Source organism: Fusicatenibacter faecihominis, assembly GCF_020686945.1.
GTDB lineage: Bacteria > Bacillota > Clostridia > Lachnospirales > Lachnospiraceae > Limivivens > Limivivens faecihominis.
In genome coordinates this window covers 125,586-142,201 of the sequence record NZ_JAJEPR010000006.1, presented here as the reverse complement: position 1 = coordinate 142,201, position 16,616 = coordinate 125,586, and the positions used below count along the sequence as shown (strand labels likewise).

Below are 16,616 nucleotides of genomic sequence, written 5' to 3'. Positions count from 1 at the left end.
ACTTCTTTTTTTAGGCGGCCTGTGTTAGAATGGGAAACAGACGGCGGGAAAGACAAAAACTATAGAAAAAGAGGGCAGTAAAATGAACATTTTTGACATTCTCGGTCCTGTGATGGTGGGACCATCCAGTTCCCACACGGCGGGGGCCGCAAGGATCGGACTGATGACAAGGAAGCTTCTGGGGGCGGAGCCGGTGGAGGCGGATATCCGTATGTACGGTTCCTTCGCCGCCACGGGAAAAGGCCACGGCACCGATAGGGCCATCATCGCCGGGCTTCTCGGCATGGAGCCGGATGATATGCGGATTCCGGAGAGCTTTGCCATCGCGGAAAAAGAAGGCATGAAGTTTACCTTTGGGACGGCAGATCTCAAGGGAGCCCATCCCAATTCCGTGGTTCTTCATGTAAAAGGAAAAAACGGGCGGGAGAGGAAGGTCCAGGCCTGTTCCCTCGGCGGCGGCCGGATCATGATCAACGAGCTGGACGGCATCGAGCTCAACTGCACCTGCGAGATGCCGACGATCGTCGTGAACCATGTGGACCAGCCGGGCCGCGTGGCGGAAGTGACGACGATGCTCTCGATGCTCTCCATCAACATCGCGACGATGTCCGTTTACCGTGACCGGAGAGGCGGCCGGGCCGTCATGGTGGTGGAGCTTGACCAGGAGATCGACGGAAGCGTGCTCAATATCCTTCAGAGCTTAAAGGGCATCCTGAAGGTGACATATATCAGTACAGGGGGAAAATGATCATGGCGTTTACATCATTGCAGGAGATCCTTGACACCTGCGAAAAAGACAGGATTCCGTTCTGCGAGGCGGTACTTCAGGACGATCTCAACGAGAGAGGTGTCACCCGGGAGGATTCGAGAAAACAGATGGCCGCTCTCTGGCAGGCCATGTGGGACGCGGCGGGAAGTTATAAGGAAAACGAGCGTTCCAGGAGCGGTCTCGTGGGAGGTCAGGGCGGCATTATGGAAAAATATCTGGCGGAGCATGAACCCTTAAGCGGAGCCTTCGCAGGGCAGGTCATCGCAGGAGCCCTCAAGATGGGCGAGTGCAACGCCTGTATGAAGCGGATCGTGGCGGCTCCCACAGCCGGGGCCTGCGGCGTGTTGCCGGCGGTTCTCGTTCCTTATGTGAAAAAATATGAGCCGGAGGAGGAGAAAGTTCTCGACGCTCTCTATACGGCGGCGGGCATTGGCCAGGTCATCGCGGCCAGAGCCTATATCGCCGGAGCCAGCGGCGGCTGTCAGGCAGAGATCGGTACGGCCAGCGCCATGGCGGCGGGGGTTCTGGTGGCTCTTCACGGCGGCAGCGAAAAAGCGATCATCCACGCGGCGGCCATGGCCATCAAGAACCTGCTCGGCCTGGTCTGTGACCCGGTGGCGGGGCTTGTGGAGGTGCCCTGCGTGAAACGAAACGTGGTGGGAGCCATGAATGCCCTCTCCTCCGCGGATATGGCCCTTGCCGGTATTGAGAGCCGGATCCCGCCGGATCAGGTCATCGATGCCATGAAAGAGGTGGGCGACCAGATGAACAGCAGCCTTAAGGAGACGGGCCTGGGTGGCCTTGCCGGCACGCCTTTCGGCAAAGAAGTGGCGGAAAATTTCCTGGGTAAATAAAAAGTAAAGAAAAGACTTGACTTCCCCACATGGACTATGGTAAGATAGACGAGCGAATGGAAGTAGGTCTTTTTTTTATGCCTAAAAAACATCGAACAGCAAATGAAATTTAAGAAGGCGAGGTGGAGGTTGTGCGCGTAAAGATCACATTGGCATGCACTGAGTGTAAACAGAGAAACTACAATACGATGAAGGATAAGAAAGCTCATCCCGAACGTATGGAGACTAAGAAGTACTGCAGATTCTGCAAGACTCACACTTTACACAAAGAAACCAAGTAATTTCCGGTAGGAACTACGCAAGGGAGTGAATGATATGGGAGATTCTGCTAAGGCTGAGAAGACGAAAGCCAAAGCTCCGAAAAAGAGCTGGTTTGACGGTCTGAAATCTGAGTTTCATAAAATCATTTGGCCGGACAAAACAGAGCTCGGTAAAGAGACTCTTGCTGTCGCAGTTGTTTCTATCTTACTTGGTGTATTGATCGCCGTCGTTGACTTCGTGGTACAATACGGTATTGATTTCTTAGTGAAATAATAAGGACAAGGGTGAAGATATGGCAGAAGCAAACTGGTATGTAGTTCATACTTATTCAGGGTATGAAAACAAGGTAAAGGCCAACATCGAGAAAACCATCGAGAACCGCCATCTGGAAGATCAGATTCTGGAGGTTCGGGTCCCCATGGAGGATGTTGTGGAGGTACGCAACGGTGTGAAGAAACAGGTTCAGAGAAAGCTGTTTCCTGGCTATGTGCTTCTCAACATGGTTATGAACGATGACACATGGTATGTGGTTAGAAATACCCGCGGTGTTACCGGATTCGTTGGTCCTGGATCAAAGCCGGTTCCGCTGACCGAAGAGGAAATGCAGCCGCTGGGCATTCAGCCCGGGGAACTGGAAGTGGACTTCCAGGAAGGCGATTCCGTCACAATTACCGGTGGTGTCTGGAAAGATACTGTCGGCATCATCCAGAGTATGAACCACAGCAAACAGATGGTTACCATCAATGTAGAATTGTTTGGTCGAGATACGCCGGTGGAGATAGCATTCACCGACGTGAAAAAGTTGTAACAGGTAAATTCCGAAAGTAAATTCGCGCTTTCGTGAAGTGGGAGGGAAACCCCCGACAATACCACATAGGAGGTGCCTAAAATGGCAAAAAAAGTAACAGGTTATATTAAATTACAGATCCCGGCAGGAAAGGCTACCCCGGCTCCGCCAGTAGGTCCTGCACTGGGTCAGCATGGTGTAAATATCGTTCAGTTTACAAAAGAGTTCAACGCCAGAACCGCTGACAAGGGCGATCTGATCATCCCCGTTGTCATCACTGTATATGCGGACAGAAGCTTCAGCTTCATCACCAAGACCCCGCCTGCAGCAGTTCTGCTGAAGAAAGCCTGCAACCTGAAATCCGGTTCCGGAGTTCCCAACAAGACTAAAGTTGCTACCATCTCCAAAGACAAGATCCGTGAGATCGCTGAGATGAAGATGCCGGACCTGAATGCAGCTACCATCGAGAGCGCTATGAGCATGATCGCTGGTACCGCACGCAGCATGGGTATCACTGTAGAGGACTAATTTAGTTTAGTCAGTGAAATTGATTGTAGACAATAACGATACGTGGGAGGGATATTCCCGCAAACACCACCAGGAGGTAATTTAGTATGAACAGAGGAAAGAAATACGTAGAGGCTGCTAAGGCGATCGACCGCGCAACCCTTTACGATACCGACGAAGCAGTTGCTTTAGTGAAAAAAGTAGCAGTTGCAAAATTTGACGAGACCATCGAGGCTCACATCAGAACCGGTTGTGACGGACGTCACGCTGACCAGCAGATCCGTGGTGCAGTTGTTCTGCCGCACGGAACTGGTAAAACCGTTCGTGTCCTGGTATTCGCAAAGAATGCCAAAGCTGAGGAAGCAAAAGCTGCAGGCGCTGAGTTTGTAGGCGCTGAGGAGCTGGTTCCGAAGATCCAGAACGAAGGCTGGCTTGATTTCGACGTAGTAGTAGCTACCCCGGATATGATGGGTGTTGTTGGACGTCTCGGTCGTGTTCTCGGACCCAAAGGCTTAATGCCGAACCCGAAAGCCGGTACCGTAACCATGGACGTAACCAAAGCCGTTCAGGATATCAAAGCAGGTAAGATCGAGTACAGACTTGACAAGACCAATATCATTCATGTGCCCATCGGAAAAGCTTCCTTTACCGAAGAGCAGTTACGCGACAACTTCCAGACGCTTATGGATGCAATTATCAAAGCTCGTCCCAGCACCCTGAAGGGTCAGTACCTGAAGAGCGTTACCATCGCTCCGACCATGGGACCGGGTGTGAAACTGAATACCGCTAAATTTGCATAAGATTCAGCGAAACTTAGAGCCGTTTTCCAGCTTGCTGGGAAGCGGTTCTTCTTTTATAAAAAAATTAAAGAAAGTGCTTGACATACCCGGCACCGTGTACTATAATGCAATAGAAAACTGCCGAAGACAGCAGGTGCCGCAAGGCATAAGGATGAAAACGCCTGCCGAGGAGAGTTGATTGTATGATTGACTTGGGTCCTCTCTGGTAACAGGGAGGTTTTTTTACGGCGGTACACCCGACCGAGAGGTCAGGATCATGCAGTCGCCTGACTGCACAAAATCTATAAGGAGGTGCACCAATCATGGCAAAAGTAGAACTGAAGAAACCGGTTGTTGAAGAGATCAGCAGCAAGATCCAGGGCGCACAGTCTGTTGTGCTTGCTACTTACAGCGGAATCACCGTTGAGCAGGATACTGCTCTTCGTAAAGAGTTGAGAGAAGCTGGTGTTGAGTACAAAGTTTACAAGAATACAATGATGAACTTTGCATTCAAGGGAACTGCTTGTGAAGAGCTCTGCAAACACCTGGATGGACCGAACGCACTTGCAATCTCCAAAGATGACGCAACTGCTCCGGCAAGAATCCTTGCAAAATATGCAAAAGATGTAAAAGCTATCAAACTGGTAGCTGGTGTCGTAGAGGATAAGTACTACGATGAGGCTGGTATCAAAGCTCTGGCTGATATCCCGGCAAGAGAGGTTCTTCTTGGAAGACTTCTTGGAAGTATGCAGTCCCCGATTGCAAACTTTGCTCGTGTTATTAAACAGATCGCTGAGAAAGACGGCGAAGCTCCCGCAGAGGCTTAATCATCTGCAAGTAAACGGAACTGTCTGATCGTCAGACCGTATAAAATACCATATTTACAGGAGGAAAATAAAATGGCAAAATTAACTACCGCAGAATTTATCGATGCGATTAAAGAGTTATCTGTACTTGAGCTGAACGACCTGGTAAAAGCTTGTGAGGAAGAGTTCGGCGTATCTGCAGCAGCAGGTGTTGTTGTAGCAGCAGCTGGCGCTGGCGCAGCTGAGGCTGAGGAGAAAACTGAGTTCGACGTTGAGCTGACCGAGGTTGGCCCGAACAAAGTTAAAGTTATCAAAGTAGTTCGTGAGGCTACTGGTCTTGGTCTGAAAGAGGCTAAAGAGGTAGTTGACGGCGCTCCGAAGGTAGTTAAAGAGGGCGTTTCCAAAGCAGAGGCTGAGGAGATGAAGACCAAACTTGAGGCTGAGGGAGCAAAAGTTACCCTGAAATAATTTTTCAAGAAGCTGAAAGTTCAGGCGGCTGTGGAGCGATCCATGGCCGCTTTTTACTTTTGTTCCAAAATTTATTCCGTACGGGAATACGAATAATCATGACAGGAGGAAAAATCAATGACGATCGAGGAACTGAGAAAAGACATGGTAGCAGCTATGAAGGCAAAGGATAAAGAGAGAAAAGAAGCGATCTCTTCTCTGGTATCCGCAGCAAAGAAAGCCGGCATCGACGCAGGCTGCCGGGATGACATTCCCGAGAGTATGGTAGATCAGGTGATCTTAAAAGAGCTGAAGACCGTAAAAGAGCAGATCGATACCTGCCCCGTAGCCAGAGAGGACTTAAAGGCAGAGTACCAGTTCCGCTACGATGTGATCAGCCAGTACGCTCCGAAGCAGCTTTCTCCTGAGGAAGTGAAGAAAGTCATCGAGGAGAAATTCGCTGACGTCATCGCCACCAAGAACAAAGGCGCCATCATGAAGGCTGTTATGGGCGAGCTCAAGGGCAAGGCCGACGGAAAAGTCATCAATCAGGTGGTTGCGGATCTCTGCAAGTAAGGGCGCATATATAATTAGGTAGACAGTCATTCCGAGGGCGGAAGCGTGAGAGGGTGGCTGTCTTTCTTTTTCTTATGGGAAAAATGACGGAAAAACGGGGCAGAAAACCGTCTCATATGGATGAATTTTTCGAAAATTTCCGAAAATCAAAAAGAACTTGACATTGATTTTTTTTTGTGGTACAGTAAACAATGCACTATTGTGTAGGAGTATACCCAGACGGGATAAGTATGCCCAAAAATGGGAGAATCAATTTGATATTTTATATATAGAAAGAACAGGGGTGAAACGTCAATGGAGAAAAACAGAATACGTCCAGTGAAGAGTGACAAAAGCTTCCGTATGAGTTATTCCAGACAGAAAGAGGTACTTGAAATGCCGAACCTCATTGAGGTTCAGAAGGATTCCTACAAGTGGTTTCTTGATGAAGGAATGAAGGAAGTTTTTGATGACATCTCTCCGATCGAGGATTATAGTGGAAAGCTCAGCCTGGAATTTGTGGACTTTACTTTGTGCGAAGATGATGTGAAGTACTCTATTGAAGAGTGCAAGGAGCGGGATGCCACATACGCAGCTCCGCTGAAAGTTCGTGTACGTCTTCACAACAGAGAGAACGGCGAAGTAAGCGAGCATGAGATCTTTATGGGTGATCTTCCCATTATGACTGACACAGGTACTTTCGTGATCAACGGCGCTGAACGAGTAATCGTCAGCCAGCTGGTTCGTTCACCGGGTATCTACTATGGAATCGCACACGATAAATTAGGAAAAGAGCTGTATTCCTGTACAGTAATTCCGAACCGTGGTGCATGGCTGGAATATGAGACGGACTCCAATGACATTTTCTATGTGCGTGTAGACCGTACAAGAAAAGTTCCCATCACTGTTCTGATCCGTGCTCTCGGCTTTGGCACCAACCCGGAGATCATCGAGCTCTTCGGTGAGGAGCCCAAGATTCTGGCCAGCCTGACAAAGGATACGGCCACTAACTACCAGGAAGGTCTTCTCGAACTCTATAAGAAGATCCGTCCGGGCGAGCCGCTGGCAGTAGAGAGCGCAGAGAGCCTGATCACCAGCATGTTCTTCGACCCCAGAAGATATGACCTGGCAAAGGTTGGACGTTACAAATTCAACAAAAAGCTTCACCTCAGAAACCGTATCTGCGGACATACGCTGGCAGAGGATGTCATCGACACCACCACCGGCGAGATCCTGGCAGAGGCAGGTACCGAGGTAGATCGCGATCTGGCTGACAAGATCCAGAACGCAGCAGTTCCTTATCTCTGGATTCAGGGCGAGGAGCGCAAGATCAAGGTTATTTCCAACCTGATGGTTGACCTTAAGAGCTTCGTGGACGTAGATCCGGAAGAGCTTGGGGTTACAGAATCAGTATATTATCCTGTTCTTGAAAAAATTCTGGAAGAAAATGACGATCTGGATTCCATCAAAGAAGCCATCCATGACAGCATCCATGAGCTGATTCCGAAGCATATCACGAAAGAGGATATCATCGCTTCCATCAACTATAACATGCATCTGGAGTACGGCATCGGAAATGACGACGATATCGACCATCTGGGTAACCGTCGTATCCGTTCCGTAGGTGAGCTGCTTCAGAACCAGTACCGCATCGGTCTTTCCCGACTGGAGAGAGTCGTTCGTGAGCGTATGACCACCCAGGATCAGGATAACATTTCCCCGCAGTCCCTGATCAACATCAAGCCGGTTACCGCAGCTGTCAAAGAGTTCTTCGGATCTTCCCAGCTGTCCCAGTTCATGGACCAGAACAACCCGCTTGGTGAGCTGACTCATAAGAGACGTCTGTCTGCCCTTGGTCCTGGCGGTCTGTCCCGAGACAGAGCCGGATTCGAGGTTCGAGACGTACACTATTCTCATTACGGAAGAATGTGCCCCATCGAGACCCCTGAGGGACCGAACATCGGTCTGATTAACTCTCTTGCATGCTATGCAAGAATCAACCAGTACGGTTTCGTAGAGGCTCCTTACCGCAAGATCGATAAAACTGATCCTAACAATCCCCGCGTTACCGAGGATGTTGTATATATGACCGCTGATGAGGAAGATAACTACCATGTAGCACAGGCTAACACCCCGCTGGACGAGGAAGGTCACTTCATCCAGAAGAACGTATCCGGTCGTTACCGTGAGGAGACTCAGGAGTACGAGCGTAAGATGTTCGACTACATGGACGTATCCCCGAAGATGGTGTTCTCCGTGGCAACGGCCCTGATTCCTTTCCTGGAGAACGATGATGCAAACCGTGCTCTGATGGGATCAAACATGCAGCGTCAGGCCGTGCCGCTTCTGACCACCGAGGCTCCTGTTGTAGGAACCGGTATGGAGGTTAAGGCAGCCGTTGATTCCGGTGTCTGCGTCGTAGCAAAGAACGCTGGTGTGGTAGAGCGCTCCACCTCCAAGGAAATTATTGTCAAGAGAGAAGATGGAAACAAGGATACCTATCATCTGACCAAATTCTCCCGAAGCAACCAGAGCAACTGCTACAACCAGAGACCGATTGTCTTTAAGGGCGAGAAGGTAAGAAAAGGACAGGTAATCGCAGATGGTCCTTCCACCAGCAATGGAGAGCTTGCTCTTGGTAAGAACCCGCTGATCGGTTTCATGACCTGGGAAGGTTACAACTACGAGGATGCTGTTCTTTTAAGCGAAAGACTTGTCATGAACGATGTTTATACATCTGTTCATATTGATGAATATGAGGCAGAAGCCCGTGACACCAAGCTCGGACCGGAAGAGATCACCCGTGATGTTCCGGGTGTCGGCGACGAGGCTCTGAAGGATCTGGACGAGCGCGGAATCATCCGTATTGGTGCTGAGGTCCGTGCCGGTGATATCCTGGTCGGAAAAGTAACTCCGAAGGGAGAGACCGAGCTGAGCGCAGAGGAGAGACTCTTAAGAGCTATCTTCGGTGAGAAGGCCCGCGAGGTAAGAGATACCTCCCTGAAGGTTCCACACGGCGCTTACGGTATCGTTGTGGATGCCAAAGTCTTCACAAGAGAAAACGGCGACGAGCTTCCTCCGGGAGTAAATCAGTCCGTAAGAATTTACATTGCACAGAAACGTAAGATTTCCGTCGGCGATAAGATGGCAGGCCGTCATGGTAACAAGGGTGTAGTTTCCCGAGTACTCCCTGTGGAAGATATGCCTTTCCTGCCCAACGGTCGTCCGCTGGATATCGTTCTAAACCCCCTTGGTGTGCCGTCCCGAATGAATATCGGACAGGTGCTGGAGATTCACTTAAGCCTTGCTGCCAAAGCTCTGGGCTTCAATATCGCCACACCGGTATTCGATGGCGCAAACGAGGTAGATATCATGGATACCCTGGATCTGGCCAACGATTATGTGAACCTGTCCTGGGAAGAGTTCAAAGCAAAACACGAGGAAGAGCTGCTTCCGGAGGTTATGGATTACCTCTATGAGAACAGAGATCACCGCGAGCTTTGGAAAGGAGTTCCCCTTTCCAGAGATGGTAAGGTAAGACTTCGTGACGGTCGTACCGGTGAGTATTTCGACAGCCCGGTAACCATCGGACACATGCATTACCTGAAACTGCATCACCTGGTAGACGATAAGATCCACGCACGTTCCACCGGCCCGTACTCCCTGGTTACCCAGCAGCCTCTGGGTGGTAAGGCACAGTTCGGAGGACAGCGTTTCGGAGAGATGGAGGTTTGGGCCCTGGAGGCATACGGTGCATCCTACACCCTGCAGGAGATCCTGACTGTTAAATCCGATGATGTAGTCGGACGTGTGAAGACCTACGAAGCCATCATCAAGGGCGAGAATATCCCGGCTCCGGGTATCCCCGAGTCCTTCAAGGTTCTGCTGAAAGAGCTGCAGTCTCTTGGACTGGATGTGAGAGTGCTCCGTGAGGATCATACAGAAGTCGAGATCATGGAAAACATTGATTACGGCGATACAGACCTCCGTTCTGTAATCGAGGGTGATCATGATTATAACCGCGGCGAAGAGAAATTCGACGGTTATACCAAACAGGAATTTTCTGACGGAGATCTGGTAGACGTAGACGAGTCCAATGACAGTGACGACGACGGATATGTAGATCTCGATGAATCCCTGGATAGCGGTGACGAAGAGTAAGAAAAAGGATGGAACCGTCCGGCTGTCTGAGTAAGGCGGCCGGCGGGAAAATCGTAAGAGGTAGTATAGAGAAGGGAGAACCATACATGCCTGAATCAGTTAAAAATGACGGTTATCAGCCGATTACATTTGACGCAATCAAAATCGGCCTGGCATCCCCGGAAAAGATCAGAGAATGGTCCCACGGGGAGGTGCTCAAGCCGGAAACCATCAACTACAGAACTCTGAAACCCGAGCGTGACGGTCTGTTCTGCGAGCGTATCTTCGGACCCAGCAAGGACTGGGAGTGCCACTGCGGTAAGTACAAGAAGATCCGTTACAAAGGCGTAGTCTGCGACCGTTGCGGCGTTGAAGTTACCAAGGCCAGTGTGCGTCGTGAGCGTATGGGCCATATCGAACTGGCTGCTCCGGTTTCCCATATCTGGTATTTCAAGGGTATCCCGAGCCGTATGGGTCTGATGCTGGATCTGTCTCCGAGAACACTGGAGAAGGTTCTGTATTTTGCAAACTATATCGTTCTCGACAAAGGTGACACCGATCTGGCTTACAAACAGGTCCTCACCGAGAGAGAGTACCAGGAAGCCTATGATAAATGGGGCGACCGTTTCCGTGTAGGTATGGGTGCAGAGGCTGTCAAAGAGCTTCTGGAAGCCATCGACATGGAGAAGGAATCCGAGGAGCTGAAAAAAGGCCTGAAGGAGTCCACCGGTCAGAAGAGAGCAAGAATCATCAAACGTCTGGAGGTTGTGGAGGCATTCCGCGAGTCCGGAAACAAACCCGAGTGGATGGTCATGACCGTGATCCCCGTGATCCCGCCTGATCTTCGACCCATGGTGCAGCTGGACGGAGGCCGTTTTGCTACTTCCGACCTGAATGATCTGTACCGCAGAATCATCAACAGAAACAACCGTCTGAAACGTCTGCTCGAGCTGCACGCTCCGGAAATCATCGTCCGCAACGAGAAACGTATGCTCCAGGAGGCTGTAGACGCCCTGATCGATAATGGCCGCCGCGGCCGTCCGGTAACAGGACCGGGTAACCGTGCGCTGAAATCTCTTTCCGATATGCTGAAAGGTAAATCCGGACGTTTCCGTCAGAACCTTCTGGGTAAACGTGTAGACTATTCCGGACGTTCCGTTATCGTCGTAGGACCGGAGCTGAAGATTTATCAGTGTGGTCTGCCCAAAGAGATGGCCATCGAGCTGTTCAAACCCTTCGTAATGAAAGAGCTGGTTGCCAACGGTACTTCTCACAATATCAAAAATGCCAAGAAGATGGTAGAGCGCCTTCAGCCGGAGGTATGGGATGTCCTTGAGGACGTCATCAAAGAGCATCCGGTAATGCTGAACCGTGCTCCTACACTTCACCGTCTGGGTATTCAGGCTTTCGAGCCGATCCTGGTAGAGGGTCGTGCTATTAAGCTGCATCCCCTTGTGTGTACCGCATTCAATGCCGACTTCGACGGAGACCAGATGGCTGTCCATCTGCCGCTGTCTGTAGAGGCTCAGGCCGAGTGCCGTTTCATGCTGCTTTCCCCGAACAACCTGCTGAAACCGTCTGATGGTGGCCCCGTAGCCGTTCCTTCTCAGGATATGGTCCTTGGTATCTACTATCTGACTCAGGAGAGACCGGGTTCCATCGGTGAGGGGAAATACTTCAAGAGCATCAACGAGGCAATTCTCGCATATGAGAACAAGATCCTGACCTTCCAGACCAGAATCAAAGTTCGTATGCAGAAGAAGATGGCTGACGGAACCATCCAGCAGGGAACTGTTGAGTCTACTCTCGGCCGTTTCATCTTCAACGAGATTCTGCCGCAGGATCTGGGCTTTGTAGATCGTTCCATTCCGGAAAATGCCATGAAGCTCGAGGTTGACTTCCATGTAGGTAAGAAACAGCTGAAACAGATCCTTGAGAAAGTTATCAACACCCACGGAGCAACCAAGACCGCTGAGGTGCTGGATAACATCAAAGCCATGGGTTACAAATATTCCACCAGAGCAGCAATGACCGTATCCATTTCCGATATGACCGTGCCGCCTCAGAAGCCGCAGATGATCAAAGAGGCCCAGGATACCGTGGACCGCATCACCCGCAACTTCAAACGTGGTCTGATCACCGAGGAAGAGCGTTACAAAGAGGTTGTTGAGACCTGGAAGAATACCGATGACAAGCTGACCAAAGCTCTGTTGAGCGGTCTTGATAAATATAACAACATCTTCATGATGGCTGACTCCGGAGCGCGTGGTTCCGATAAACAGATCAAACAGCTGGCAGGTATGCGAGGACTGATGGCCGATACAACCGGTCACACCATCGAGCTGCCTATCAAATCAAACTTCCGTGAAGGTCTTGACGTACTGGAATACTTCATGTCTGCACATGGAGCCCGTAAAGGTCTGTCCGATACCGCTCTTCGTACCGCAGACTCCGGTTACCTGACCAGACGAATGGTTGATGTATCTCAGGATCTGATCATCCGCGAGATGGACTGTGCTGTAGACCGTGATGAGATTCCGGGTATGTATGTGAAGTCCTTCACCGACGGAAAAGAGGAGATCGAGAACCTGCAGGAGCGTATCACAGGCCGTTTCTCCTGCGAAACTATCTGCAACAAAGACGGTGAGGTTCTGGTAAAAGCCAACCACATGATTACTCCGAAGAGAGCTGCAAGAATCATGAAGGAAGGCGTAGATGAGAACGGAAATCCCCTGGAGCAGGTGAAAATCCGTACCATCCTGACCTGTCGTTCCCATATCGGTATCTGTGCAAAATGTTACGGTTCCAACATGGCTACCGGTGAGCCGGTACAGGTTGGTGAGGCTGTCGGAATCATCGCTGCACAGTCCATCGGTGAGCCGGGTACCCAGCTGACCATGCGTACCTTCCATACCGGTGGTGTGGCAGGTGGAGATATCACACAGGGTCTTCCCCGTGTCGAGGAGCTTTTCGAGGCCCGTAAGCCGAAAGGACTTGCTATCATCACGGAGATCGCCGGTGTGGCCACCATCAAAGATACCAAGAAGAAACGTGAGATCATCGTTACCAATCCGGAAGACGGTGATTCCAAGACTTACCTGATCCCCTACGGTTCCCGTATCAAGATCATGGACGGCGCTGTTCTGGAGGCCGGTGATGAGCTGACCGAAGGTAGCGTGAATCCCCATGATATCCTGAGAATTAAAGGCGTTCGTGCCGTTCAGGATTACATGCTCCGTGAGGTACAGCGTGTATACCGTCTGCAGGGTGTAGAAATCAGTGATAAGCATATCGAGGTTCTGGTTCGCCAGATGCTGAAGAAGATCCGTATCGAGAACAACGGAGACACCGAGTTCCTGCCGGGTACCCTGGTAGACTCTCTGGAGTTCGAGGATGTCAACGAGGCTATGATCAAAGAAGGCAAAGAGCCGGCAGAAGGAAAACAGGTTATGCTTGGTATCACCAAGGCATCCCTGGCTACCAACTCCTTCATGTCCGCCGCTTCCTTCCAGGAGACCACCAAGGTTCTGACCGAAGCTGCCATCAAGGGTAAGATCGACCCGCTGATCGGTCTGAAAGAGAACGTTATCATTGGTAAACTGATTCCGGCTGGTACCGGTATGAAGCGTTACCGCAACATCAAGATTAACACCGAGGTCGAGGAATACGACGACGATGATGATCTGCTGCTGGATGACGACGATCTCTACGAGGATGACATTCAGGATGAAGCAGAGGAGACTGCAGAGGAGGCAGAAACTTCCGAAGCAGAGGAAGCTGCAGATGACCTTTCCGAGGACGATGCAGAAGAGACTGCAGAAACTGAGGAGAAGACTGAAGAGTAATCCAACTGAAAATACAAAAGCTGCCGCCGAGAGGCTGACCCGAGAGGGCCGCTTCCGGCGGCTTTTTTGCGTACAAGAGCCACCGCTTAAATCTTTGGGTAGTTTCTAAAATTACCATAACTTCTATTGCAAGAAAATTTTTTATGAGTATAATAATTAAAAATCGGAAAATGGACGAAAGAGAGGAACGGTGGAAATGGAGTGGATTGCATATAAACTGAAGATAAAGATACAGTACGAAAAGCCGGTGGCAGATGAATATTTCCAGCTGAAGTGCCTGCCGAGAATCGATGAGACCCAGAGAATCACAGAACTGAAGGAAGAGATCCTGCCGGAGGACTGTATGGTCAAAAAACGGATGGACGATGCAAAAAATCAGTATGTTCTGGGCTACATGGCAAAGCCTCACAGAGAGTTTTCCTATGAAGCAGAGGGCACCGTTCAGGTCCAGAAATATAACCGGAAGCCGGAAAATCATGAGATGCTTTACCGGATCTCATCCCCCTACACGGAGGTGGGGCAGAATCTCGGTGAGTGGTACGGAGAGCTGAATCTGCCGGAGGGCGAGGTACGGGACCGTGCGCTCTGGATTGCCGGTTTTGTGAAACGGAAACTGAAAAAAAGAGAAGAGGCGGAAAAAGAAGGTCTTCTGACTGCAGATCAGGTGGCCGGCCGTGGCTACGGAAGCAACCGCGATTTTGCCCAGATCATGCTGGCCCTCTGCCATATGGACGGAATCACGGCGAGATATGTGACGGGTATCCTTCCGGGGAAGACAAGCCTCCACTCCTGGGTGGAAGTCCAGGGAGAGGACGGGATCTTCTACGGCATGGATCCGGAGTTTGGCATTCCTGTGACGGAGAGTTATGTAGTGTTCTGCCAGGGGCGGGACGCGAAAGAGTGCAGTCTTCTCGTGAGTGGCAGCGCTGGAGAGACGGGCAGAACCATGGAGGTTTCCGTGGAAGCGGCTCCCGCCGAGAAAAAAGAGTACGCCCTGATGCCGGAGTCCGGAAACATTCACTGGCTGGCGAGAAAAATGGCCGTCCGGAACAGTTCCTTCCAGAGCATCCCTCTGGACCGCCTGAACCGTGTCATGAACAGCCTGGAGTTTACGATTCTCTCTGTCTTGAAAGATCGTTCCGCCCTGGAAGGGGCAGAAAACCGTCTCTATGTGAAGGACATTTCCCAGTGGCTCAATGTTCCGGCGGCAAGACTTTCCCCGATCTTTACAAAACTTGAGGAGGAAGGCTACATTCGCTGGGAGAGCGACGAACGGCTCGGCGCTTCCTATGTGGCCCTGACGGATTACGGAAAGAAAAAGCTGGAAGAACAGCAGGATATCACAGTGCGCTTTTACGAGCATGTCATTGACCGTTTCGGCAGAGAGAAGGCGAGAGAGCTGGACCGGCTCATGCTGGAGCTGGAGAGCGTCCTTCGGGATGAACTGAATCTTATGAACAATCAGGAAAAAGGAGGAGAAGCGGATGAATGATGCATATTTTAAGGAAAAAGCAGCCTGCTGTATGACGGAGGACAAGATTGAAAGGAATCTTTTCGATGAGTTCGGCGTCAAGAGAGGACTCCGTGATTTCAACGGAAAAGGTGTCCTCACGGGTCTGACCAACATCTCAAAGATCGAATCCAGCAAGGTGATGGACGGAAAGTCCGTTCCCTGCGACGGAAAACTCTGGTTCCGGGGCTATGAGATCAATGATCTGGTAAATGGCATCGGAGACAGGGGCTTTGAGGAGGTGGCCTACCTTCTTCTCATGGGAGAGCTTCCGGACCGGGAGGAACTCGATGCCTTCTGCAAAGAGCTTAACGAGCTTCGGAGACTTCCGCAGAACTTCACCCGGGACGTCATCATGAAAGCGCCGGGCCAGGATATCATGAACTCCATGACGAAAAGCGTGCTGACGCTGGCCTCCTACGACGACAGGGTTTCCGATAACTCGGTGGAAAATGTGCTCCGCCAGTCCATGAGCCTCATCAGCGTCTTCCCGATGCTGGCCGTTTACGGTTATCATGCCTACAATCACTACGATCTGGGGGGGAGCATGTACATCCACCGCCCCGACCCGAACCGCTCCACAGCAGAAAACATCCTCTATATGCTTCGTCCGGATCAGAAATATACGGAGCTGGAGGCTAGGGTTCTTGATACGGCCCTGATCCTCCATATGGAGCACGGCGGCGGAAACAACTCCACCTTTACGACACGCGTGGTCACCTCCTCCGGCTCCGATACCTATTCCGTCATCGCGGCGGCTCTCTCTTCCCTGAAAGGCCCGAAGCACGGCGGCGCCAACATCAAGGTCGTTCGGATGATGAACGACATACGGGAGCATGTGGGTGATACGGCGGACGAGGGTGAGATCCGTTCCTACCTCGAAAAAATAGTGGATAAGGAAGCCTTTGACCGGAGCGGCCTCATCTACGGCATGGGGCATGCGGTTTATTCTCTTTCCGATCCCAGAGCCCAGATCTTTAAGACTTTCGTGGAAAAGCTTGCCCATGAAAAAGGCCGGGAAGCCGACTATCAGCTCTATTCCGCCGTTGAGCGCCTGGCTCCCCAGATTATCGGCGAGAAGCGGAAGATCTACAAAGGCGTCAGCGCCAACGTGGATTTCTACAGCGGCTTCGTCTACAGCATGCTGGACATCCCCCTGGAGCTCTACACCCCGATGTTTGCCATGGCCAGAATCGTGGGCTGGAGTGCCCACCGCATCGAAGAACTCATCAACATGGACAAGATCATCCGACCGGCTTATAAGAGCATCATGAAAGAGCGGGAGTATGTGCCGATGGAGCAGAGGTAAAAGTGGTTCTTCAGGATATCTGGGGCCAGGATTTTGCCGGACTGTTT

The 16,616-nt window shown here is 51.0% G+C and carries 14 protein-coding genes and 1 other annotated feature; all 14 genes read left to right on the top strand.

From position 1 onward, the window contains the following. Positions 1-82 precede the first annotated feature (82 nt). The 14 genes from sdaAB to LKD71_RS05625 all read left to right on the top strand — a co-directional run bounded on the left by sdaAB (position 83) and on the right by LKD71_RS05625 (position 16,569). Positions 83-748 carry an L-serine ammonia-lyase, iron-sulfur-dependent subunit beta gene (gene sdaAB / locus LKD71_RS05690; RefSeq protein ID WP_178045386.1) on the top strand — a complete coding sequence of 222 codons (666 nt, stop codon included), beginning with the start codon at positions 83-85 and terminating at the stop codon, positions 746-748. 2 nt (positions 749-750) lie between these two features. After that, complete coding sequence (gene sdaAA / locus LKD71_RS05685; protein WP_227614681.1) at positions 751-1,623, top strand: L-serine ammonia-lyase, iron-sulfur-dependent, subunit alpha; 873 nt, start codon at positions 751-753, stop codon at positions 1,621-1,623. Between the two features lie 131 nt (positions 1,624-1,754). Next, entirely contained in the window at positions 1,755-1,904 is a 150-nt protein-coding gene (gene rpmG / locus LKD71_RS05680) for a 50S ribosomal protein L33 (RefSeq protein WP_117764415.1), read from the top strand. A gap of 34 nt (positions 1,905-1,938) precedes the next feature. Beyond that, entirely contained in the window at positions 1,939-2,157 is a 219-nt protein-coding gene (gene secE, locus LKD71_RS05675; RefSeq protein WP_178045384.1) for a preprotein translocase subunit SecE, read from the top strand. 19 nt (positions 2,158-2,176) lie between these two features. After that, on the top strand, positions 2,177-2,692 hold the full coding sequence (nusG, locus tag LKD71_RS05670) for a transcription termination/antitermination protein NusG (RefSeq protein ID WP_178045383.1): 516 nt from the start codon (positions 2,177-2,179) through the stop codon (positions 2,690-2,692). Between the two features lie 81 nt (positions 2,693-2,773). Next, positions 2,774-3,199: a 50S ribosomal protein L11 gene (gene rplK / locus LKD71_RS05665; RefSeq protein ID WP_178045382.1), complete on the top strand. Its 426-nt coding sequence runs from the start codon at positions 2,774-2,776 to the stop codon at positions 3,197-3,199. An 86-nt stretch (positions 3,200-3,285) separates the two neighbouring features. Beyond that, entirely contained in the window at positions 3,286-3,978 is a 693-nt protein-coding gene (rplA, locus tag LKD71_RS05660; RefSeq protein ID WP_227614680.1) for a 50S ribosomal protein L1, read from the top strand. Between the two features lie 102 nt (positions 3,979-4,080). After that, positions 4,081-4,210 (top strand) — a sequence feature (ribosomal protein L10 leader region). A 70-nt stretch (positions 4,211-4,280) separates the two neighbouring features. Then, a complete protein-coding gene (gene rplJ / locus LKD71_RS05655; RefSeq protein WP_227614679.1) occupies positions 4,281-4,784 on the top strand; it encodes a 50S ribosomal protein L10 in 504 nt (167 codons plus the stop codon). 72 nt (positions 4,785-4,856) lie between these two features. Beyond that, entirely contained in the window at positions 4,857-5,231 is a 375-nt protein-coding gene (rplL, locus tag LKD71_RS05650; protein WP_117764355.1) for a 50S ribosomal protein L7/L12, read from the top strand. Between the two features lie 117 nt (positions 5,232-5,348). Further along, on the top strand, positions 5,349-5,786 hold the full coding sequence (locus LKD71_RS05645) for a GatB/YqeY domain-containing protein (RefSeq protein ID WP_227614678.1): 438 nt from the start codon (positions 5,349-5,351) through the stop codon (positions 5,784-5,786). 294 nt (positions 5,787-6,080) lie between these two features. After that, positions 6,081-9,926, top strand: coding sequence for a DNA-directed RNA polymerase subunit beta (rpoB, locus tag LKD71_RS05640; RefSeq protein WP_227614677.1), 3,846 nt, complete (start codon positions 6,081-6,083; stop codon positions 9,924-9,926). A gap of 86 nt (positions 9,927-10,012) precedes the next feature. Continuing rightward, a complete protein-coding gene (gene rpoC, locus LKD71_RS05635) occupies positions 10,013-13,750 on the top strand; it encodes a DNA-directed RNA polymerase subunit beta' (RefSeq protein ID WP_227614676.1) in 3,738 nt (1,245 codons plus the stop codon). A gap of 196 nt (positions 13,751-13,946) precedes the next feature. Beyond that, entirely contained in the window at positions 13,947-15,242 is a 1,296-nt protein-coding gene (locus tag LKD71_RS05630; protein WP_227614675.1) for a transglutaminase domain-containing protein, read from the top strand. Next, a complete protein-coding gene (locus tag LKD71_RS05625; protein WP_227614674.1) occupies positions 15,235-16,569 on the top strand; it encodes a citrate/2-methylcitrate synthase in 1,335 nt (444 codons plus the stop codon). The genes LKD71_RS05630 and LKD71_RS05625 overlap by 8 nt, the downstream gene beginning before the upstream one ends. Positions 16,570-16,616 lie beyond the last annotated feature (47 nt).

Excerpts from the sequence above, each read along its gene's own strand:
- sdaAB (WP_178045386.1), top strand. The coding sequence starts at position 83 with ATGAACATTTTTGACATTCTCGGTCCTGTGATGGTGGGACCATCCAGT.
- sdaAA (WP_227614681.1), top strand. The coding sequence starts at position 751 with ATGGCGTTTACATCATTGCAGGAGATCCTTGACACCTGCGAAAAAGAC.
- secE (WP_178045384.1), top strand. The coding sequence starts at position 1,939 with ATGGGAGATTCTGCTAAGGCTGAGAAGACGAAAGCCAAAGCTCCGAAA.
- nusG (WP_178045383.1), top strand. The coding sequence starts at position 2,177 with ATGGCAGAAGCAAACTGGTATGTAGTTCATACTTATTCAGGGTATGAA.
- rplK (WP_178045382.1), top strand. The coding sequence starts at position 2,774 with ATGGCAAAAAAAGTAACAGGTTATATTAAATTACAGATCCCGGCAGGA.
- rplA (WP_227614680.1), top strand. The coding sequence starts at position 3,286 with ATGAACAGAGGAAAGAAATACGTAGAGGCTGCTAAGGCGATCGACCGC.
- rplJ (WP_227614679.1), top strand. The coding sequence starts at position 4,281 with ATGGCAAAAGTAGAACTGAAGAAACCGGTTGTTGAAGAGATCAGCAGC.
- rplL (WP_117764355.1), top strand. The coding sequence starts at position 4,857 with ATGGCAAAATTAACTACCGCAGAATTTATCGATGCGATTAAAGAGTTA.
- LKD71_RS05645 (WP_227614678.1), top strand. The coding sequence starts at position 5,349 with ATGACGATCGAGGAACTGAGAAAAGACATGGTAGCAGCTATGAAGGCA.
- rpoB (WP_227614677.1), top strand. The coding sequence starts at position 6,081 with ATGGAGAAAAACAGAATACGTCCAGTGAAGAGTGACAAAAGCTTCCGT.
- rpoC (WP_227614676.1), top strand. The coding sequence starts at position 10,013 with ATGCCTGAATCAGTTAAAAATGACGGTTATCAGCCGATTACATTTGAC.
- LKD71_RS05630 (WP_227614675.1), top strand. The coding sequence starts at position 13,947 with ATGGAGTGGATTGCATATAAACTGAAGATAAAGATACAGTACGAAAAG.
- LKD71_RS05625 (WP_227614674.1), top strand. The coding sequence starts at position 15,235 with ATGAATGATGCATATTTTAAGGAAAAAGCAGCCTGCTGTATGACGGAG.